The sequence below is a fragment of the Burkholderia sp. Leaf177 genome, assembly GCF_001424345.1.
Taxonomy (GTDB): Bacteria; Pseudomonadota; Gammaproteobacteria; order Burkholderiales; family Burkholderiaceae; genus Caballeronia.
In genome coordinates, this window is sequence record NZ_LMPF01000007.1 from 45,562 (window position 1) to 60,839 (window position 15,278).

12 protein-coding genes are annotated in these 15,278 nt (G+C 59.6%); 6 read left to right on the forward strand and 6 right to left on the reverse strand.

Features of this window, described 5'->3' with window-relative positions:
- The first annotated feature begins 328 nt into the window (after window positions 1-328).
- Window positions 329-1,579, forward strand: a complete 1,251-nt coding sequence (locus tag ASG35_RS09390) for a hypothetical protein (protein ID WP_056355868.1) — start codon at window positions 329-331, stop codon at window positions 1,577-1,579.
- Window positions 1,580-1,835: 256 nt separating this feature from the next.
- The gene (locus tag ASG35_RS09395; RefSeq protein ID WP_156393066.1) at window positions 1,836-2,384 is read left to right on the forward strand and encodes a DUF2968 domain-containing protein; all 549 of its coding nucleotides are present in this window, start codon (window positions 1,836-1,838) and stop codon (window positions 2,382-2,384) included.
- Between the two features lie 88 nt (window positions 2,385-2,472).
- Here ASG35_RS09395 and ASG35_RS09400 read toward each other — a convergent pair whose 3' ends face one another.
- The 5 genes from ASG35_RS09400 to ASG35_RS09420 form a co-directional block, all read right to left on the reverse strand.
- Window positions 2,473-3,930 (reverse strand): type 1 glutamine amidotransferase, encoded by a 1,458-nt coding sequence (locus ASG35_RS09400; RefSeq protein ID WP_056355872.1) that lies wholly within the window; start codon window positions 3,928-3,930, stop codon window positions 2,473-2,475.
- A 122-nt stretch (window positions 3,931-4,052) separates the two neighbouring features.
- The gene (locus tag ASG35_RS09405; protein WP_056355874.1) at window positions 4,053-5,810 is read right to left on the reverse strand and encodes a cation:proton antiporter; all 1,758 of its coding nucleotides are present in this window, start codon (window positions 5,808-5,810) and stop codon (window positions 4,053-4,055) included.
- A 211-nt stretch (window positions 5,811-6,021) separates the two neighbouring features.
- A complete protein-coding gene (locus ASG35_RS09410; RefSeq protein ID WP_056355876.1) occupies window positions 6,022-6,360 on the reverse strand; it encodes a P-II family nitrogen regulator in 339 nt (112 codons plus the stop codon).
- A gap of 194 nt (window positions 6,361-6,554) precedes the next feature.
- Window positions 6,555-8,606: an NAD(+) synthase gene (locus ASG35_RS09415; protein ID WP_056355971.1), complete on the reverse strand. Its 2,052-nt coding sequence runs from the start codon at window positions 8,604-8,606 to the stop codon at window positions 6,555-6,557.
- Between the two features lie 174 nt (window positions 8,607-8,780).
- A complete protein-coding gene (locus ASG35_RS09420) occupies window positions 8,781-9,920 on the reverse strand; it encodes a GNAT family N-acetyltransferase (protein ID WP_056355878.1) in 1,140 nt (379 codons plus the stop codon).
- A gap of 167 nt (window positions 9,921-10,087) precedes the next feature.
- Here ASG35_RS09420 and ASG35_RS09425 point away from each other — a divergent pair, with 167 nt between their 5' ends.
- Entirely contained in the window at window positions 10,088-10,390 is a 303-nt protein-coding gene (locus tag ASG35_RS09425) for a GIY-YIG nuclease family protein (protein ID WP_056355881.1), read from the forward strand.
- Between the two features lie 70 nt (window positions 10,391-10,460).
- Here ASG35_RS09425 and ppa read toward each other — a convergent pair whose 3' ends face one another.
- Entirely contained in the window at window positions 10,461-10,988 is a 528-nt protein-coding gene (gene ppa / locus ASG35_RS09430) for an inorganic diphosphatase (RefSeq protein ID WP_056355883.1), read from the reverse strand.
- A 327-nt stretch (window positions 10,989-11,315) separates the two neighbouring features.
- Between ppa and ASG35_RS09435 the strand changes: the two genes are divergently transcribed.
- The 3 genes from ASG35_RS09435 (at window position 11,316) to ASG35_RS09445 (ending at window position 14,971) form a co-directional block, all read left to right on the forward strand.
- Window positions 11,316-12,755, forward strand: a complete 1,440-nt coding sequence (locus tag ASG35_RS09435) for an aldehyde dehydrogenase family protein (RefSeq protein WP_056355885.1) — start codon at window positions 11,316-11,318, stop codon at window positions 12,753-12,755.
- A gap of 22 nt (window positions 12,756-12,777) precedes the next feature.
- Window positions 12,778-13,536 (forward strand): SDR family oxidoreductase, encoded by a 759-nt coding sequence (locus ASG35_RS09440; RefSeq protein ID WP_056355887.1) that lies wholly within the window; start codon window positions 12,778-12,780, stop codon window positions 13,534-13,536.
- Window positions 13,537-13,651: 115 nt separating this feature from the next.
- Window positions 13,652-14,971 (forward strand): MFS transporter, encoded by a 1,320-nt coding sequence (locus ASG35_RS09445; protein WP_056355889.1) that lies wholly within the window; start codon window positions 13,652-13,654, stop codon window positions 14,969-14,971.
- The last annotated feature ends 307 nt before the right edge of the window (window positions 14,972-15,278 follow it).

The following is a 15,278-nucleotide window of genomic DNA, read 5'->3' on the forward strand; positions in this document are numbered from 1 at the left end:
AATCGCTGGCGTAATCTCGCTCAACGCCTCCCGCCGGATCATCCACGAAGCATCCGGAACGTGTTGGCATGGCTCGTCGAAACATACGTTGCGTCCGTATCGTTCGGCGGTTTTTTTCTTCTCCGAGCGCCTTCCAAAGGTGGAACTAAGAAGGTTCTGAGCGACGCCCAGGCTACCGCTGGGTATGATCGAGGGCTGTTCTGTGGCGGGTCCGGCAAGGTGAAGTATTAGTCACCTTCGCAGCAATATCCGGGCGATGTCCACACGGCTGCCCCGCTTGTTTGTTCGTTGAGCAGTCCTGACGCCCGCTTTCGGAAATGAGAAAAAGATGAATGCTCCTCTGGTCGTTGTACAAGGCGATCTTCTTCTGCCAACTTTGTACCCGCTCGCCGGTATGCCTAACGCCATATATGGCGAGGAGTGGACGCTGACGATCGCGCGCCCGGCTTTGACTGAATATGAAATTCCGTTTTACGCGGCGCGATTTCTCACGGCTTATATCAGTCCTCTCTCTCTTCCGAACGAGCGCTTTCCGTACACGCCGGCAAGCCTTTGGGGCAAGTTCAGGCGCAACGATGAAATGCTGCAAACCGCGCAGCACACCCTCGCCGCCGAGTCCTTCCTGGCCGAACCGCCGGCACCGGAACCCGCGCCCTTCGCATTCGAGCCGTTCACCGCGCCTGACGATCGCATGGTCAGGACGCAGCCGGCACACGATCGCCGCAAACAGGTTGCCGGTGGTGCGATTGCGCTGGCTTGCGCTGCGTTTATCGCGTGGGCGTTGTTCGGTACGCGGATCGGCCATCAGAATCCGGAAGCACAGCCGGCTGTCGTTGCGCTGAAGGAAACACCGGTGAACAAGCCGGCCGCGGTTGCAGCTGCGCCTTCTGTCACGCCTTCGGGATCTGCTGCAGTTGCTGGGGCTTCTTCCGCTTCGTCGTCCTCTTCGGCTCAAGCTTCTGCCCAGCCTTCCGTCGTGGCTTCGTCAAAGCCTTCGATTGTTGCAGCAGTGGCTTCGCCGCCAACGGTCGCAGCGTCAGACAGCGTGACTTCAAGCGCGAACGCCACACCGCAAGCACGTACCACTACTGTCGCCAGCAAGGCGACTGCGCGAGCAAAATCACCGGTCGTGCAAACGAAACCGCAAGTCGTTGCACAGACGACGGAGCGTGAACGCTTGAAGGCCCATACGAAGAGCAAGCGTTCTGCCGTGGCGAACCGTGAAGCGCGCAGCTACGAAGTCGCACAGCGACGCCACGGTCACGAATATCAAGGCACGCCGGTTTATCGCAGCAGCGGGTTCGACGCGCCGCTGGCGTCGCCGGGCCGCCGCTCACAGCCGCGCGACGATATGCGCACGGGTTCGTCGAGTTCATCGGGTTCGTCGCTTAGCGTAGCCGAGATGTACAACATGCTCGCGCACTCCGCCGTCCTCGACGACAACAGCGGCGCCACCCGCCAGACAGTTCGCGCAACTTCGCTCGCTGCGCCGCGCTCGGGTTCGGGCGATTCATCGAACTGGAGTTCCGATCTCAACCAACGCCGTGTCACCGATCCAGGATCGCAATTCCTGAAGTAATTGCGCATCGACCGGACGGTCTCGTGGCGGCAAAGAGGTGGCGCGTTTTGAATGCGTCACGCTTTGCATCGATCCTCAATCAATCTAGAAGCCTCGCACTATGAAGTCCTGCTCTACCTCCGCCCTTTTGCAAGTGTTGTTCGTTGTTGTCATCGGGTTTGGCTCGTCCGTTGCCAATGCTTATCAGCCTGTAGGTACCCTGCTCTCGGCAACGGGTCTTGCCGATCCGGTCCGTGCAGTGCCACCGTATGGCTCCATGGATGATTTCAAGGATGGCAGCGACGGCGCCGCCAGCGGCCAGGCCGCGGGTAACGTGTCCGAACTCAGGCAGATGGTGCAGGCAAAGAAGCTCACCGAATTGCGTGTCACGTATAACGGCAGTTACGGTGCGGCGCTCTATTTTTATCCGCAAGAAATGGTGTATTACGTCGCGCTGTTTCAGGACAAGAATTTCTGGCGCGTGGTGAAGTCGCAGGACAACATGCATGCCGAGACGGTTTATGCACAGTTCGCACGGAAGAGTTATTCGCTCGCCGAAGGCGAAATCCAGCGCACGCAGTTGCAGGCGCAAAAAGCGCTGCTGGAGCGCGTGATCGCGGTCTCGAACGATCGGGCGCAGCGGCTGACGGCGGACCTGTCTATCGCCCGTGCGCAAGAAAGCGAAGTGTCACAACGGCAGCAGCAAATGCAGGCCGAATCCATGGCGCTTCAGAACGACAAATCCAACGCCGAGCGTCGTTTGCGCGCGTTGCAACAGCAAGTCAAACAGCTTCAGGATCAGAACGAAGCGGGGATCGTGCAGTAATTGCTATTGACGCTCGAATGACAAAGGCCGCTTCAACTTGAGTTGAAGCGGCCTTTGTCATTGTGGCTGGCTAGTTTCGAGCGCTGAATCAGAAGCGCGTCTCGCGCGCCACGCGCAGGAACGTATCGAGCAACGGCGTGCAGTCGAGCAATTCGTCGCCACCCGCGCGATGAAACTCCGGATGCCATTGCACGCCCATCACGAACGGCGCCTTCCTGTAACGCACGGCCTCAATAATCCCATCCGCCGCCGATACCGCCTCGATGTTCAGATCGCGGCCAATCGTCTTGACTGCCTGATGGTGGATCGAATTGACGAGCGCGTCGCGGCGGCCAGGGAACATGTTGACGAGCGTCGATCCATCGGGAAAACGAATCGGATGCCGATGCTGGTCGTATTGTTCATTGACGTGGATGCCGGCAGTCGGGACATCGGTGGCAATGTCCTGATACAGCGTGCCGCCGAACGCCACATTGATGAGCTGGCAACCGCGGCACACGCCGAGGACCGGCTTTCCTGACTCGATAAACTCGTGCAGCAACTCAAGCTCGTACATATCGCGGACGCGGTCGCCTGGCCACTCGTGACGCGTCGCCGCTTCCGCATAGGATTGCGGCGATACATCCGCGCCACCTTGGAGCAACAGGCCGTCGAGATGCTTCGCGTAATCGCGCAGCCGGATATTGCTCGGATGCAGCATGCCCTGATGGCCGACCGTGGGAATCATGAACACGAGCACGTCGCGCGACATGACCCAATGTGCAATCGATTCTTCCAGGTACTGAAGTGTCTTGCCGCGCAGACCTTTGGCGCCCGGTTCAGGATGGAAAATCCGCGCCGATACACCAATCCTCAAGGTCCGTTGCGTAATGCGCTGTCCGGCGCGATCGAAGATCTGCCGGGCACGCGCCTTGATCACGCGGCCGAACACCGACCACGCCGAATCGCTTTGTCGCAAATAGGCGGGCGGCGCTTGCTTGCCAGGAGGCGGTTCCGGCGGAATGGGCGGCGGATGAAACGTGCCGAAATCAGGCGCAGCCGTGAATTCCGGAGGCAAGGCGCTGGTGCGCGGCGTCGCGGTTTCCGAGTTTATCTCGACGGTTTCAGCGGCCTGCGCTTCGGTTGCGATTTCAACTTCTTCCGCGAGACTCGCTTGCGCTTCGGTCGCCGACTCGATCTCCGCGGCCAAACCCGGCTTCAAGCCAAGCGGCTTGCTTGCGGATGACACATGCGCAGCAGTTTCCTGCGCGGACGTTGCGCTCGCCGCTGACTTGCGGGCTTCGGCTGCATCGTCGCGCTGAGCCTTGGCTGTATCGACGGGTTCAACCGTGGACGCACTCGATGGCGCATCCGTCGAAGCCCGCTCCGCCGCGCTCACACTTGGGCCTGGCTGCGCGGCCGCGGGAATATCGGTACTTTTTTGGGATGACGCGGACGGGACGGCCGGATCGGGATTGGGGATATGCGTCCCTGAGTGTGCAACTGAGCCCGTAGAACTCAAGGTATTTTCGGGCTTGCCCGAGTTTGACGACTTGTTTTCGCTCATTCCGATAGAGGCGCTGTGCGCTTTGAGAATGGTCAGAGTTCAATTATCCGCCTCTGGTCCGGGGGCGGCAAACCATCAAACAATTGCTCACATTACCAGAGGAAAGAAACATTTCATGCTAATCAATGATCTCGCGGCTCTTCAAAAGTTTCTCGCAACGCGATTTGCATCGTCGCGTGGATTTTCACGCACCAGCGCCACAACACGGTCAGCAACAGCGCCGCGCAAACGAGCACCGCAATCATCAGGCCGAACGGCGGAAGAATGCCGCCCGACAATACGGTGACCAGCAGGAAAACGCCGAACATGGCGAGGATCGGGATCAGGCCGGAGATCGCCGAGCGCAATGCGCTGGTGAAGCGCCCCGCCTTCGCGGGTTGGACGCTGACCTCGGCGAGCATCAATGCAAGCGACTCGAGCTTTCGATAAACCGCGACGAGAAACGGCATCGATATCAACAACGCCGCGCTCCAGATCGCAACGCGCTGCGCGTCGTTGGACGGCAGCCAGCGGGCCAGATAACTCGTTGCTACCGGAGCAGAGTACGAAGCCGCAAGAAAAATGGCGGCGACCAGCGCAAGGTTGACTGCTATCTGCAGCACGATTCGCCGCGTCATGCTGAAGATCGTCGGGCCGGCGGTATCGGGCGAAAGGCTCGCGAGCCATTGCGAATACAAGCCGAACGTATTGGCGACCGGAGCCGGCATGGACCGGGCGATACGCCGCGTGATCGGATCGGCCGCCTTGATCAGATAGGGCGTGAACAGCGTGGTCAACGCGGAAACCGCGACTGCGATCGGATACAGAAAGCTGCTCGTCACTTTCAGCGAAACACCCAGCGAAGCGATGATGAACGAGAACTCGCCGATCTGCGCGACGCTCATGCCAACGCGCATCGACGTGCGTCCGTCCTTGCCCGCCAAAAATGTCCCGAGCCCGCACGAGACGATCTTCCCGAACACGACCGCAATGGTGATGACGGTGATCGGCCACCAGTAATCGACGAGCACCGTCGGATTCAGCATCAGCCCGATGGTCACGAAAAAGATGGCGGAGAACATGTCCCGGACCGGCGCAATCAAATGTTCGATCCGCTGCAGGTTCCGCGATTCGGCCATGATCGCGCCGATCAGGAACGCGCCGAGCGCGATGCTGTAATCCAGCTTCACGACGAGCAAACAGAAGCCGAAACAGAAGCCAAGCACCGTGACGAGCAGCATCTCGTCGCTCTTGGCCTTGGCAACGTAATCCAGTGCACGCGGCACGATCAGAATGCCGACGACCATCGATACCGTCATGAACAGCAGCAATTTGCCCAGCGTGACGAACGCCACGCCCGCCGATACCGATCCGGTCTGCGCAATCCCCGACAGCAGCACGAGCATGGCGATCGCGAGAATGTCCTCCACGATCAAAATGCCGAAGATCAGTTGCGCGAACGGCTCGCCCTTCATGCCGAGTTCGGAAAGCGCCTTGACGATGATCGTGGTCGAGGAGATGGCGAGCATGGCGCCGAGAAACAGCGAGTCCATCGCGTTCCAGCCGAACCATTGACCGATTTCATAGCCAATCCAGATCATCAGCAGGATCTCGGACGCGGCCGCCACGAACGCCGTTGCTCCGACCTTGAAGAGCTTCTTCAGGCTGAATTCAAGTCCAAGCGAAAACATCAGGAACACGACGCCGAGTTCGCCCAGCGTCTGAATGGTGGCTTCGTCGTGGATAAGCTGAAAAGGCGGCGTGTACGGCCCGATAATCACGCCCGCCACGATATATCCCAACACGACCGGCTGCTTCAGGCGATGAAATAACACGGTGACGACGCCCGCAATCGCCATGATTACCGCTAAGTCCTGAATGAAGCCTATCGCGTGGTGCATCCACAAATCCTTACAAAAAGCACACAGAAACGCCGATAGTACCGCAACGAATATTTACATTGATGATGGGGACGTGCAGAACGGGAGCAAACGGGATGCGCTCTCGGCTAAGCCGATAACGATCGATTGATAAGCGCGACCGACAACCGGTCGCGCTTTAAAGCGGATAAAGGCCTGAAGCTGCGTCATGCCTATCTTGCGCGAAGCACGATCAGACCGCGGCTTCGTCTTCCTCGCCGGTACGGATGCGGATCACGCGCTCGACGTCAGTCACGAAGATCTTGCCATCGCCGATCTTGCCGGTACGAGCCGCACCAATAATGGCGTCGATCACCTGATCTGTCTGCGCGTCCGCCACGACGACTTCGATCTTCACCTTCGGCAGAAAGTCGACGACGTATTCCGCCCCGCGATACAACTCCGTATGGCCTTTTTGACGGCCGAAACCCTTGACCTCGGTCACTGTCAGGCCAGTAAGACCCGCCGTGGCGAGCGCTTCACGAACTTCGTCCAGCTTGAACGGCTTGATGACTGCGGTAATGCGTTTCATGGCGCGCCTCGTTGAATGATGACGCCACGTGCGTGGCGAGATGTGCGAATGGGTAGATAACAAATTTCAAATCGATGCTTTGATTCTAGCTGCGTTTTCACCGTTCACCGCAAGCATCTCGCGTCAACACTTGAAGAAGTCGCTGAAATTCACCGATATACGCGGATTTCACGCGCAAATCTGGTGCAAACGGCTTAATCCGTGGGAATGTTCTTCAGGTCGTTCATCCACACGATAGATTCCGAATCGCTTGGCGCGCGCCAATCGCCACGCGGAGAAAGTGAACCGCCAGTCCCGACCTTCGGCGCATTCGGAATGCAGGAACGCTTGAACTGGCTGGTCCTGAAAAAACGGTCGAGGAAAATACCAAGATTGCGCTTGATATCGCCCAGTTCGTACTGGTTGCGCGCAACATGCGCTCCTTCAGGCCAGTCGCCTGCATCGCGATCCTTCCACGCCGTATACGCAAGGAACGCAACCTTCGAGGGCGAGAACCCGAATCGCAGCGTGTAGTAAAGGTTGAAGTCCTGCAACTCATACGGTCCGATCACGCTCTCGGTCTTCTGCTCGGGCGCGCCGTTCGCTTTTCCAGGAACGAGTTCGGGACTGATGTCCGTGTTCAGAATGTTGATCAGAACGTCCGAACCCGAATTGCCGATTTGTCCCGTTTCGGCGACCCAGCGGACCAGATGCGTGATCAGCGTCTTCGGGACGCTCGCGTTCACGTTGTAGTGCGACATGTGATCGCCCACGCCGTAGGTGCACCACCCGAGCGCAAGCTCGCTCAGGTCGCCCGTGCCGATCACGATGCCGCTCTTGAAGTTCGCGAGCCGGAACAGGTGATTCGTGCGTTCCCCTGCCTGGACGTTCTCGAACGTGATGTCGTACTCTTCCTTGCCCGATGCATACGGATGACCGAGGTCCTTCAGCATCTGCTCGCAACTCGGACGGATATCGATTTCGCTTGCCGAACAGCCGACCACTTCCATCAATTGCCGCGCCTGGGACAAGGTCCGGTCACTCGTCGCAAAACCCGGCATGGTCACGCCGAGAATGTTCGTGCGCGGCAGCTTGAGACGGTCCATCGCCTTTGCGCAGACAAGCAATGCGTGCGTTGAATCAAGCCCGCCAGAGATACCGATCACCACCTTCGAAATGCCGCTCGCCGAGAGACGCTGTACGAGCGCCTGCACCTGGATGTTGTAGACCTCGTTGCAGCGCTCGTCGCGTCGCTTCGCGTCCGACGGCACGTAAGGGAACCGCTCGACCACGCGGTCGAGCGGCAGCGCGCGGGTGACCGGCAGGTCCAGCTCGAAGCGGATGGTTTCGAACGCGGAGACTTCGTCGGCGTGACGTCGCACCGACTGGCCGAACGTAGTCTGGCGCATGCGTTCGCGCGAAAGCCGCTCGAGATCGATATCGGCGAAAACGAGATGCGATGTATCCAGGAAACGCTCGGATTCGGCGAGCAGCTCGCCGTTTTCATAGATGATCGCCTGACCGTCCCAGGCCAGATCAGTCGTCGATTCCCCCCGTCCCGCCGATGTGTACAGATACGCGGAAAGGCATCGGGCGGATTGCTGCGAAACCAGTTGATGCCGGTAACCCGCTTTGCCCACCACCACGTTCGATGCCGACAGATTCACCAGCACGGTCGCGCCCGCGAGCGCGGCAAACGATGACGGGGGAATCGGCACCCAGACGTCCTCGCAGATTTCCACGTGGAAGCGGAAAAGCGGCAGGTCGGCGATTTCGAACAGCAGCGACGAGCCGAACGGCACGTCCGATCCCAGCAAGTTCACCCTATCGACCGATGCATTCTCGGCCGCGCTGAATTGCCGTGCCTCGTAGAACTCGCCGTAATTCGGCAGATAGCTCTTCGGCACGACGCCCTGAATCCGGCCGCCCGCGATCACGACCGCGCAGTTGAATAGCGTGTGCTCCACGCGCAACGGCATGCCCACGATCATGGCAATGGGCGAATTCTTCGATGCCGCCACAACCGTTGCAAGCGCTTCCTCGCAAGCGTCGAGCAGGGCGCGCTGGTGGAACAGGTCGTCGCAGGTATAAGCCGAGATGCCGAGTTCCGGGAACGCCACGAGCACGGCGCCGTTCGCCGCCGCCTGCTTCGCCAGTTCGATGGTTTCGGCTGCGTTGAACGCCGGATCGGCGACCTTGCAACGCGGCACGCCCACCGCCACGCGCGCGAAATCGTGGCTATAGAGGTTGAAGAATCGGTTTTTCATCTTGAGCTTGTCCATACGATGCCCCGCATTCGGGGGTCCTGTTCCGGCGCATGACGGGTTGAGGGTTATCGCTGCAAGAGCGAAAGCATTTCGACATGATGATAAGTCGAGTTGCGGTTTCAGGGCGTGTATTGGGTCTGACGTTGGCCGATTGGCCGGGTATCGTGCAAATTCTTAAACCTTTTTCCGGAAAGGCGTGTGCGCTTCGAGCTCCTGGATGTGCTGATCCATCGCGGCCGTCTCTTCGTCCAGAAACTCGCTGATCGCATGCGCGAACCGCGGGTCCGCGACCCAATGCGCCGACCACGTGGGCGTGGGCAGCATGCCGCGCGACATCTTGTGCACGCCTTGCGCGCCGCCCTCGAAACGCGCCAAGCCATTGACGATGCAATATTCAATGCCCTGCATATAGCAAGTCTCGAAATGAAGCCCCGAGACGAACTCTTTCGTGCCCCAGTAACGCCCGAACATCACGTCGCCGCCGATCATGTTCAGCGCGCACGCAAGGCGTTTGCCATCGGCTTCGGCGATCACGAGCAGCATGCTTTCGGGCGCGGCCGCGTGAATCCGGCCGAAGAATTCGCGCGATAAATACGGCGGATTCCAGTGCTCGCGGTACGTGTTTTCATAACACGCGTAGAAGAAATCGAGCGCGTCCGTATCGATTTGCGCGCCGCGCAGCCAGGTGTAGCTCACGCCTGCGTCGGTCACGCGGCGGCGGTCCTGCTTCACCTTTTTGCGCTTGTCGTGGCTCATGGTGGCGAGAAACGCATCGAAGCTTTCGTAGCCGCCCGGCGCGTTTTCCCAATGAAACTGCACGCCTTCACGCAACATGTAGCCCGCTTCCGTCAGCGCTTCGAGGTCCTGTTCCTGCGGAAACAGCACGTGCAGCGACGAAAGCTCCAACTGCTTCGACAACTCGATCGCACCGCGCGCCAGCATCACGCGCTCCTCGTGCGTAGCCGCGATCAGGCGCGGACCGGTTACCGGAGAAAACGGCACTGCCGACAAGCCTTTCGGATAGTACGGAATGCCGTTGCGCTCGAAGGCGTCGGCCCACGCGTGATCGAATACGTATTCGCCGCGCGAATGTTTCTTGAGATAAAGCGGCATGACGCCGGCTAGCTGGCCGTCGCGTTTGAGCAGCAGGAAATGCGGACGCCAACCGGTTCGGGCCACCGCGCAGCCCGTGTCCTGCAATGCCGAAAGGAATTCGTGGCGAACGAACGGGTTGTCGCCGGCCAGACGATTCCATTCGTCCGGGCTCACGGTGTCGAGTGAATCGACTACGTGTATTTCGACCGTGCGGTTCAACAGGCTTACCTCGCTTCGGACTTGTTCGTGGCTGCTGCCGTGCGCTTGATGCAGCGCGGAACGGTTATTCTCGCCGATGTCGCGGGATTTTGTCGGAGCGGGGTTCGGGCGTTCGTGGCCGGGGCTTAAGCGATAATGCGCGGCATCCGGTTTTCACCTTCTGACTCATGCCCTGGTTTTTATACCTGATCGAATGCGCCGACGGCAGTCTCTACACCGGGATTGCCACCGATGTCGAGGCGCGTTTTGCCAAACATCTGAGCGGCGATGGCGCGCGATATACGCGATCGCGCAAGCCGGTGGCCGTGCGGGCTTCGTTTGAATTGAGCGGACGGGCGGAAGCTTCGCGAGCGGAATATTGGGTGAAACGGCTTTCGACGCCGAGAAAATGGAAGCTGGTAGCGGGCGAATTGACGCTCGTGGAAATCATGCCTGCTGAGGCCGACGAAGTCCCGCCGATAGAGACATAAAAAAACCGCCCGGTCCTGCCTCATGGCAAGACCGGACGGTCTTCCGTACTTCGAGCGCTTGCGTCCAGCTTTACTTCTTGAAGCTAGCCACGCCTTCCGTAATTTCCTTATGGGCTGCTTCCACGCCCTGCCAGCCTTCCACCTTCACCCACTTGCCCTTCTCGAGCGCCTTGTATTGCTCGAAGAAATGCTTGATCTGGTCTTTCAAATATTCCGGCACGTCATCGACCGTCTTCATGTGCGCTGTCATCGGGCAGATCTTGTCATGCGCGACTGCGACCAGCTTTGCATCCACGCCCGATTCATCCGTCATCTGCAACATGCCCAACGCGCGCGCGCGAACCACCGATCCTGCCAGCAGCGGGAACGGCGTGATCACCAGCACGTCGACCGGATCGCCGTCGCCGGAAAGCGTTTGCGGGATGAAACCGTAGTTGGCCGGGTAACGCATGCCCGTGCCGATAAAACGGTCGACCACGAGCAGGCCCATGTCCTTGTCCGCCTCGTACTTCACCGGGTCGCTTTGCGCCGGGATCTCGATGATCACGTTGAAGTCCTGCGGAAGATCCTTGCCTGCGGGTACGTTGTTGAAGCTCATGTGCACTCTCTTCGATGTGGAAATTCAGGGTCGGGAGATTAGACGAACGGGACGAATCCGTACACGCCAGAAATCAGGTTTTGCTGCGTTGCGGCAATACACGTAAAACTTGAACGCTCGGCCCGCAATGCTCATTTCGTGCCGCATGCGCGCCCATCAAGCCGCATATTTACGTCATTATAGCCAATCGAAGCGCGCGATCCGGCGCCGGCAACGCCGGGGAAAACAGCGCGAAGCAGGCTCGAAACATCGCGCGTGGCATGGCCGCCGGACAATGAGCGGACCGCGCGCGTCCATTCAACCAAGCTACGGAGACAGGAGTCAGGCATGGAAGAGGCAAAGCATTTCATCGGCAACAAGTGGATCGCGGCGGCGAGCAACGAGACGATTCCCGTTCTCGATCCGTCCGATGGCCAGGTTTTCGCCCAACTCGGCCGCGGCAATGCGGCGGATATCGACCGGGCGGTTCAGGCGGCACGGCGCGCCTACGACGGCGAATGGGGCCATGCGAGCGCGGCGGATCGCGGACGCGTGTTGTACCGGTTATCGATGATCGTCGCCGCCCATCAGGACGAACTCGCCCACCTCGAAGCACGCGATACCGGCAAGCCGCTCAAGCAAGCGCACGCCGATGCAGCGGGCATCGCGCGCTATTTCGAGTTCTACGCGGGCGCCGCCGACAAGCTTCATGGCGAAACCCTGCCGTATCAAAACGGCTTCACCGTGCTGACCATCCGCGAACCGCACGGCGTGACCGGGCACATCGTGCCGTGGAATTATCCGCTGCAGATCTTCGGGCGCAGCGTCGGCGCGGCGCTCGCGGCGGGCAACGCGTGCGTGGTGAAACCGGCGGAGGACGCGTGTCTGTCCATATTGCGGATCGCCGAACTCGCCGCCGAGGCGGGCTTGCCGGAAGGCGCGCTCAACATTGTCACGGGTTATGGATACGAGGCCGGCGCGGCGCTCGCGCGGCATCCGGGCATCGATCATATTTCGTTCACCGGATCTCCCACGACCGGCGCGGCCGTTGTCAAGATGGCCGCCGATAACCACGTGCCTGTCACGCTCGAACTCGGCGGGAAATCGCCGCAGATCGTCTTCGCCGATGCCGATTTCGATGCCGCCATTCCCGTCCTCGTTTCGGCGATCGTGCAGAACGCCGGGCAAACGTGCTCGGCCGGCAGCCGCGTGTTGATCGAACGGTCGGCGTACGAGCCGTTGCTGGAGCGTTTGAGCGAAGCATTCAGCGCGCTGAAGGTCGGACCCAGCAAGCTCGACCTGGACTGCGGGCCGCTCATCAGCGCAAAGCAGCAGCAGCGCGTGTGGGATTTTCTCTCCGATGCACAACACGACGGCATCGCGATGGCCGCGCAGGGCGACGTGGTTTCAGAAGCGCCGGAAGCCGGCTTTTATCAGGCGCCGACGCTTCTGCGCGATGTCCCGCCGTCACACCGTCTGGCGCGCGAAGAAGTGTTCGGGCCGGTCCTCTGCGCGATGCCTTTCGACGACGAAGCCGACGCCATCAAGCTCGCCAACGGCACGGATTTCGGTTTGGTCGCGGGCGTGTGGACACGCGATGGCGGACGGCAAATGCGCATTGCGCGAAAGGTGCGATCGGGTCAGGTGTTCATCAACAACTATGGCGCGGGCGGCGGCGTCGAATTGCCGTTTGGCGGCGTCAAGCACTCGGGACATGGCCGCGAGAAAGGCTTCGAAGCGTTATATGGATTCACGGTGCTTAAAACCATCGCTATTAAACACGGTTAATTAATCAAGACCTGGAGACGACATGAGACTGCAAGGCAAGACAGCAATTGTGACGGGCGGCGGATCGGGATTCGGCGAAGGCATCGCGAAGACGTTTGCGCGCGACGGCGCCAACGTCGTGGTGAACGACCTCAACGGGGCATCGGCGGAACGGGTTGCGAGCGAGATTGCGGTGAGCGGCGGCAAGGCGATTGCGGTCGCCGGCGACGTAACGAAACAAGCCGACTGGAAGACGCTTTTCGATGCCGCCATCGAAGACTTCGGCAGCGTTCAGGTCGTGGTGAACAACGCGGGCACGACGCACCGGAATAAGCCGGTGATGGAAGTGACCGAAGCCGAATTCGATCGCGTGTATGCGGTGAACGTGAAAAGCATCTATCACAGCGTTACGCAATTCGTGCCCTACTTCCGGTCCGTCGGCGGCGGGTCGTTCATCAACGTTGCATCGACGGCGGGCGTGCGGCCGCGCCCCGGTCTGGTCTGGTACAACGGCAGCAAGGCGGCGGTGATCATTGCCAGCAAGGCATTAGCCGTCGAACTCGGGCCGGATCGCATTCGTGTGAATTGCATCAACCCCGTGATGGGTGAAACCGGTTTGCTGTCCGAATTTATGGGCATGGAAGACACGCCCGCGAACCGTCAGAAGTTTCTCTCGACCATTCCTTTAGGCCGGCTCTCGACGCCGCAAGACATCGCGAACGCGGCGCTTTATCTCGCCTCCGATGACGCCGAGTTCATCACCGGCGTGGCGCTGGAAGTGGACGGCGGACGCTGCGTATAAGGTGTGTGGGGAACACACATTGATCGGTGTTTTCCCCATATAAAACAGACGCTTGCAAGCCATGGTCAACGACTAGAATCGTTGTTCCAACCGATAAGAATATTCAGGAGACAGCATGGCCAGTACAGCGGGTGAGTTTCACCGGCCGGGCGCGGGCGCACCACCTTCAGCCTTCGAGGCGGCAACGTACAAGAAAGTCGCGTGGCGGCTCTCGCCGCTGTTGCTGCTTTGTTATGTGGTCGCGTATCTGGATCGTGTGAATGTGGGTTTTGCCAAGCTGCAAATGTCCACCGATCTCGGCTTGAGCGACGCCGTTTATGGCTTTGGAGCAGGCATCTTCTTCTTCGGCTATTTCATCTTCGAGATCCCGAGCAACGTCATCTTGCACAAGGTCGGCGCGCGCGTGTGGATTGCGCGGATCATGATCACATGGGGCATTCTTTCGGCGCTCACGATGTTCATCACCACGCCCGCCATGTTCTACGTGATGCGGTTTTTGTTGGGCGTCGCCGAAGCGGGATTTTTCCCTGGCATCATCTTGTATCTCACGTACTGGTTTCCTGCGGAACGGCGCGGCCGCATGACCACGTTGTTCATGACGGCGATTGCGGTTTCGGGGTTGATCGGCGGTCCGGTATCGGGCTGGATCATGAAGAACTTCGATGGCGTCAACGGCTGGCATTCGTGGCAGTGGTTGTTCTTGCTGGAAGGCATTCCATCGATCGTGGTCGGGGTTCTAGTTTTTATTTTCATGGATGACCGGATTGCAAAGGCCAAATGGCTGACCACGGAAGAGCGGGAATTGCTGGAGCGGAATATCGCGAAGGACAATGTCGAGAAGGTCGATATGCCCGTGCGCGAAGTGCTGAAAAACGGCCGCGTGTGGCTGATGAGCCTGACGTACTTTTCGTTCGTGATGGGTCTGTATGGCGTGAGTTTCTGGTTGCCTACGATCATCAAGGCGACGGGCGTCACGGATGCGCTGAATATCGGCTTGTTGTCGGCGATTCCGTTTGGTGCGGCTGTGATCGGCATGTTGCTCGTTGCGCGTAGTGCCGATAAGCGCGGCGAACGTCGGTGGCATATTGCCGTGCCTGCGGCGGTGGGGGCGTTGGGGCTGGTTTTATCGGTCGTGTGGTCCACTAATACGCCTCTGGCAATGCTCGGTCTTACGCTGGCAACCATGGGCATTCTCACTACGCTGCCGCTGTTCTGGAGTCTGCCGACGGCAATGCTGGCTGGAACGGGCGCCGCTGCCGGGATCGCGATGATTAACTCGCTTGGGAATCTGGCAGGGTTTTTGAGCCCTTATCTCGTGGGTTGGTTGAAGCAAGTGACGGCTTCCAATGCCAGCGGCATGTTTATGCTCGCCGCGTTCATGGTGCTGGGCGGGTTGCTGGCGTTGAGCGCGCCGAAGCGGATGGTGAATCGATAAGGCTTGCGTTTGCGTTATCGAATGCAAGCGTTCGGTGACGCAAACTTCCTCTGCTCAAATCGCAGATCACGCCGGTGATTACGTCGGCCATTGCAGCGCAACTCTCCCACGCTCCACCTCCGCGCCTCCCGCACCGCCCTAAGGCGCTCACACTGCGCACGCACCAAAACCATGCATCCGGCGAATCGCGTCGGCGCATGCCAACGCCCCTTCCCGCCTGAAACCCACGCCCATCGAGCGTTCTCGTCACATTGGCATACCCCTTGCAGTGTCCCTTTAACTGACTCTCCGTCAGCGATATTAAAAA

What these genes read in the sequence shown, in the direction of transcription:
- ASG35_RS09390 (WP_056355868.1), top strand. Translation starts at nt 329, where the DNA reads ATGAATGCTCCTCTGGTCGTTGTACAAGGCGATCTTCTTCTGCCAACT.
- ASG35_RS09395 (WP_156393066.1), top strand. Translation starts at nt 1,836, where the DNA reads ATGGATGATTTCAAGGATGGCAGCGACGGCGCCGCCAGCGGCCAGGCC.
- ASG35_RS09400 (WP_056355872.1), bottom strand. Translation starts at nt 3,930, where the DNA reads ATGAGCGAAAACAAGTCGTCAAACTCGGGCAAGCCCGAAAATACCTTG.
- ASG35_RS09405 (WP_056355874.1), bottom strand. Translation starts at nt 5,810, where the DNA reads ATGCACCACGCGATAGGCTTCATTCAGGACTTAGCGGTAATCATGGCG.
- ASG35_RS09410 (WP_056355876.1), bottom strand. Translation starts at nt 6,360, where the DNA reads ATGAAACGCATTACCGCAGTCATCAAGCCGTTCAAGCTGGACGAAGTT.
- ASG35_RS09415 (WP_056355971.1), bottom strand. Translation starts at nt 8,606, where the DNA reads ATGAAAAACCGATTCTTCAACCTCTATAGCCACGATTTCGCGCGCGTG.
- ASG35_RS09425 (WP_056355881.1), top strand. Translation starts at nt 10,088, where the DNA reads ATGCCCTGGTTTTTATACCTGATCGAATGCGCCGACGGCAGTCTCTAC.
- ppa (WP_056355883.1), bottom strand. Translation starts at nt 10,988, where the DNA reads ATGAGCTTCAACAACGTACCCGCAGGCAAGGATCTTCCGCAGGACTTC.
- ASG35_RS09435 (WP_056355885.1), top strand. Translation starts at nt 11,316, where the DNA reads ATGGAAGAGGCAAAGCATTTCATCGGCAACAAGTGGATCGCGGCGGCG.
- ASG35_RS09440 (WP_056355887.1), top strand. Translation starts at nt 12,778, where the DNA reads ATGAGACTGCAAGGCAAGACAGCAATTGTGACGGGCGGCGGATCGGGA.
- ASG35_RS09445 (WP_056355889.1), top strand. Translation starts at nt 13,652, where the DNA reads ATGGCCAGTACAGCGGGTGAGTTTCACCGGCCGGGCGCGGGCGCACCA.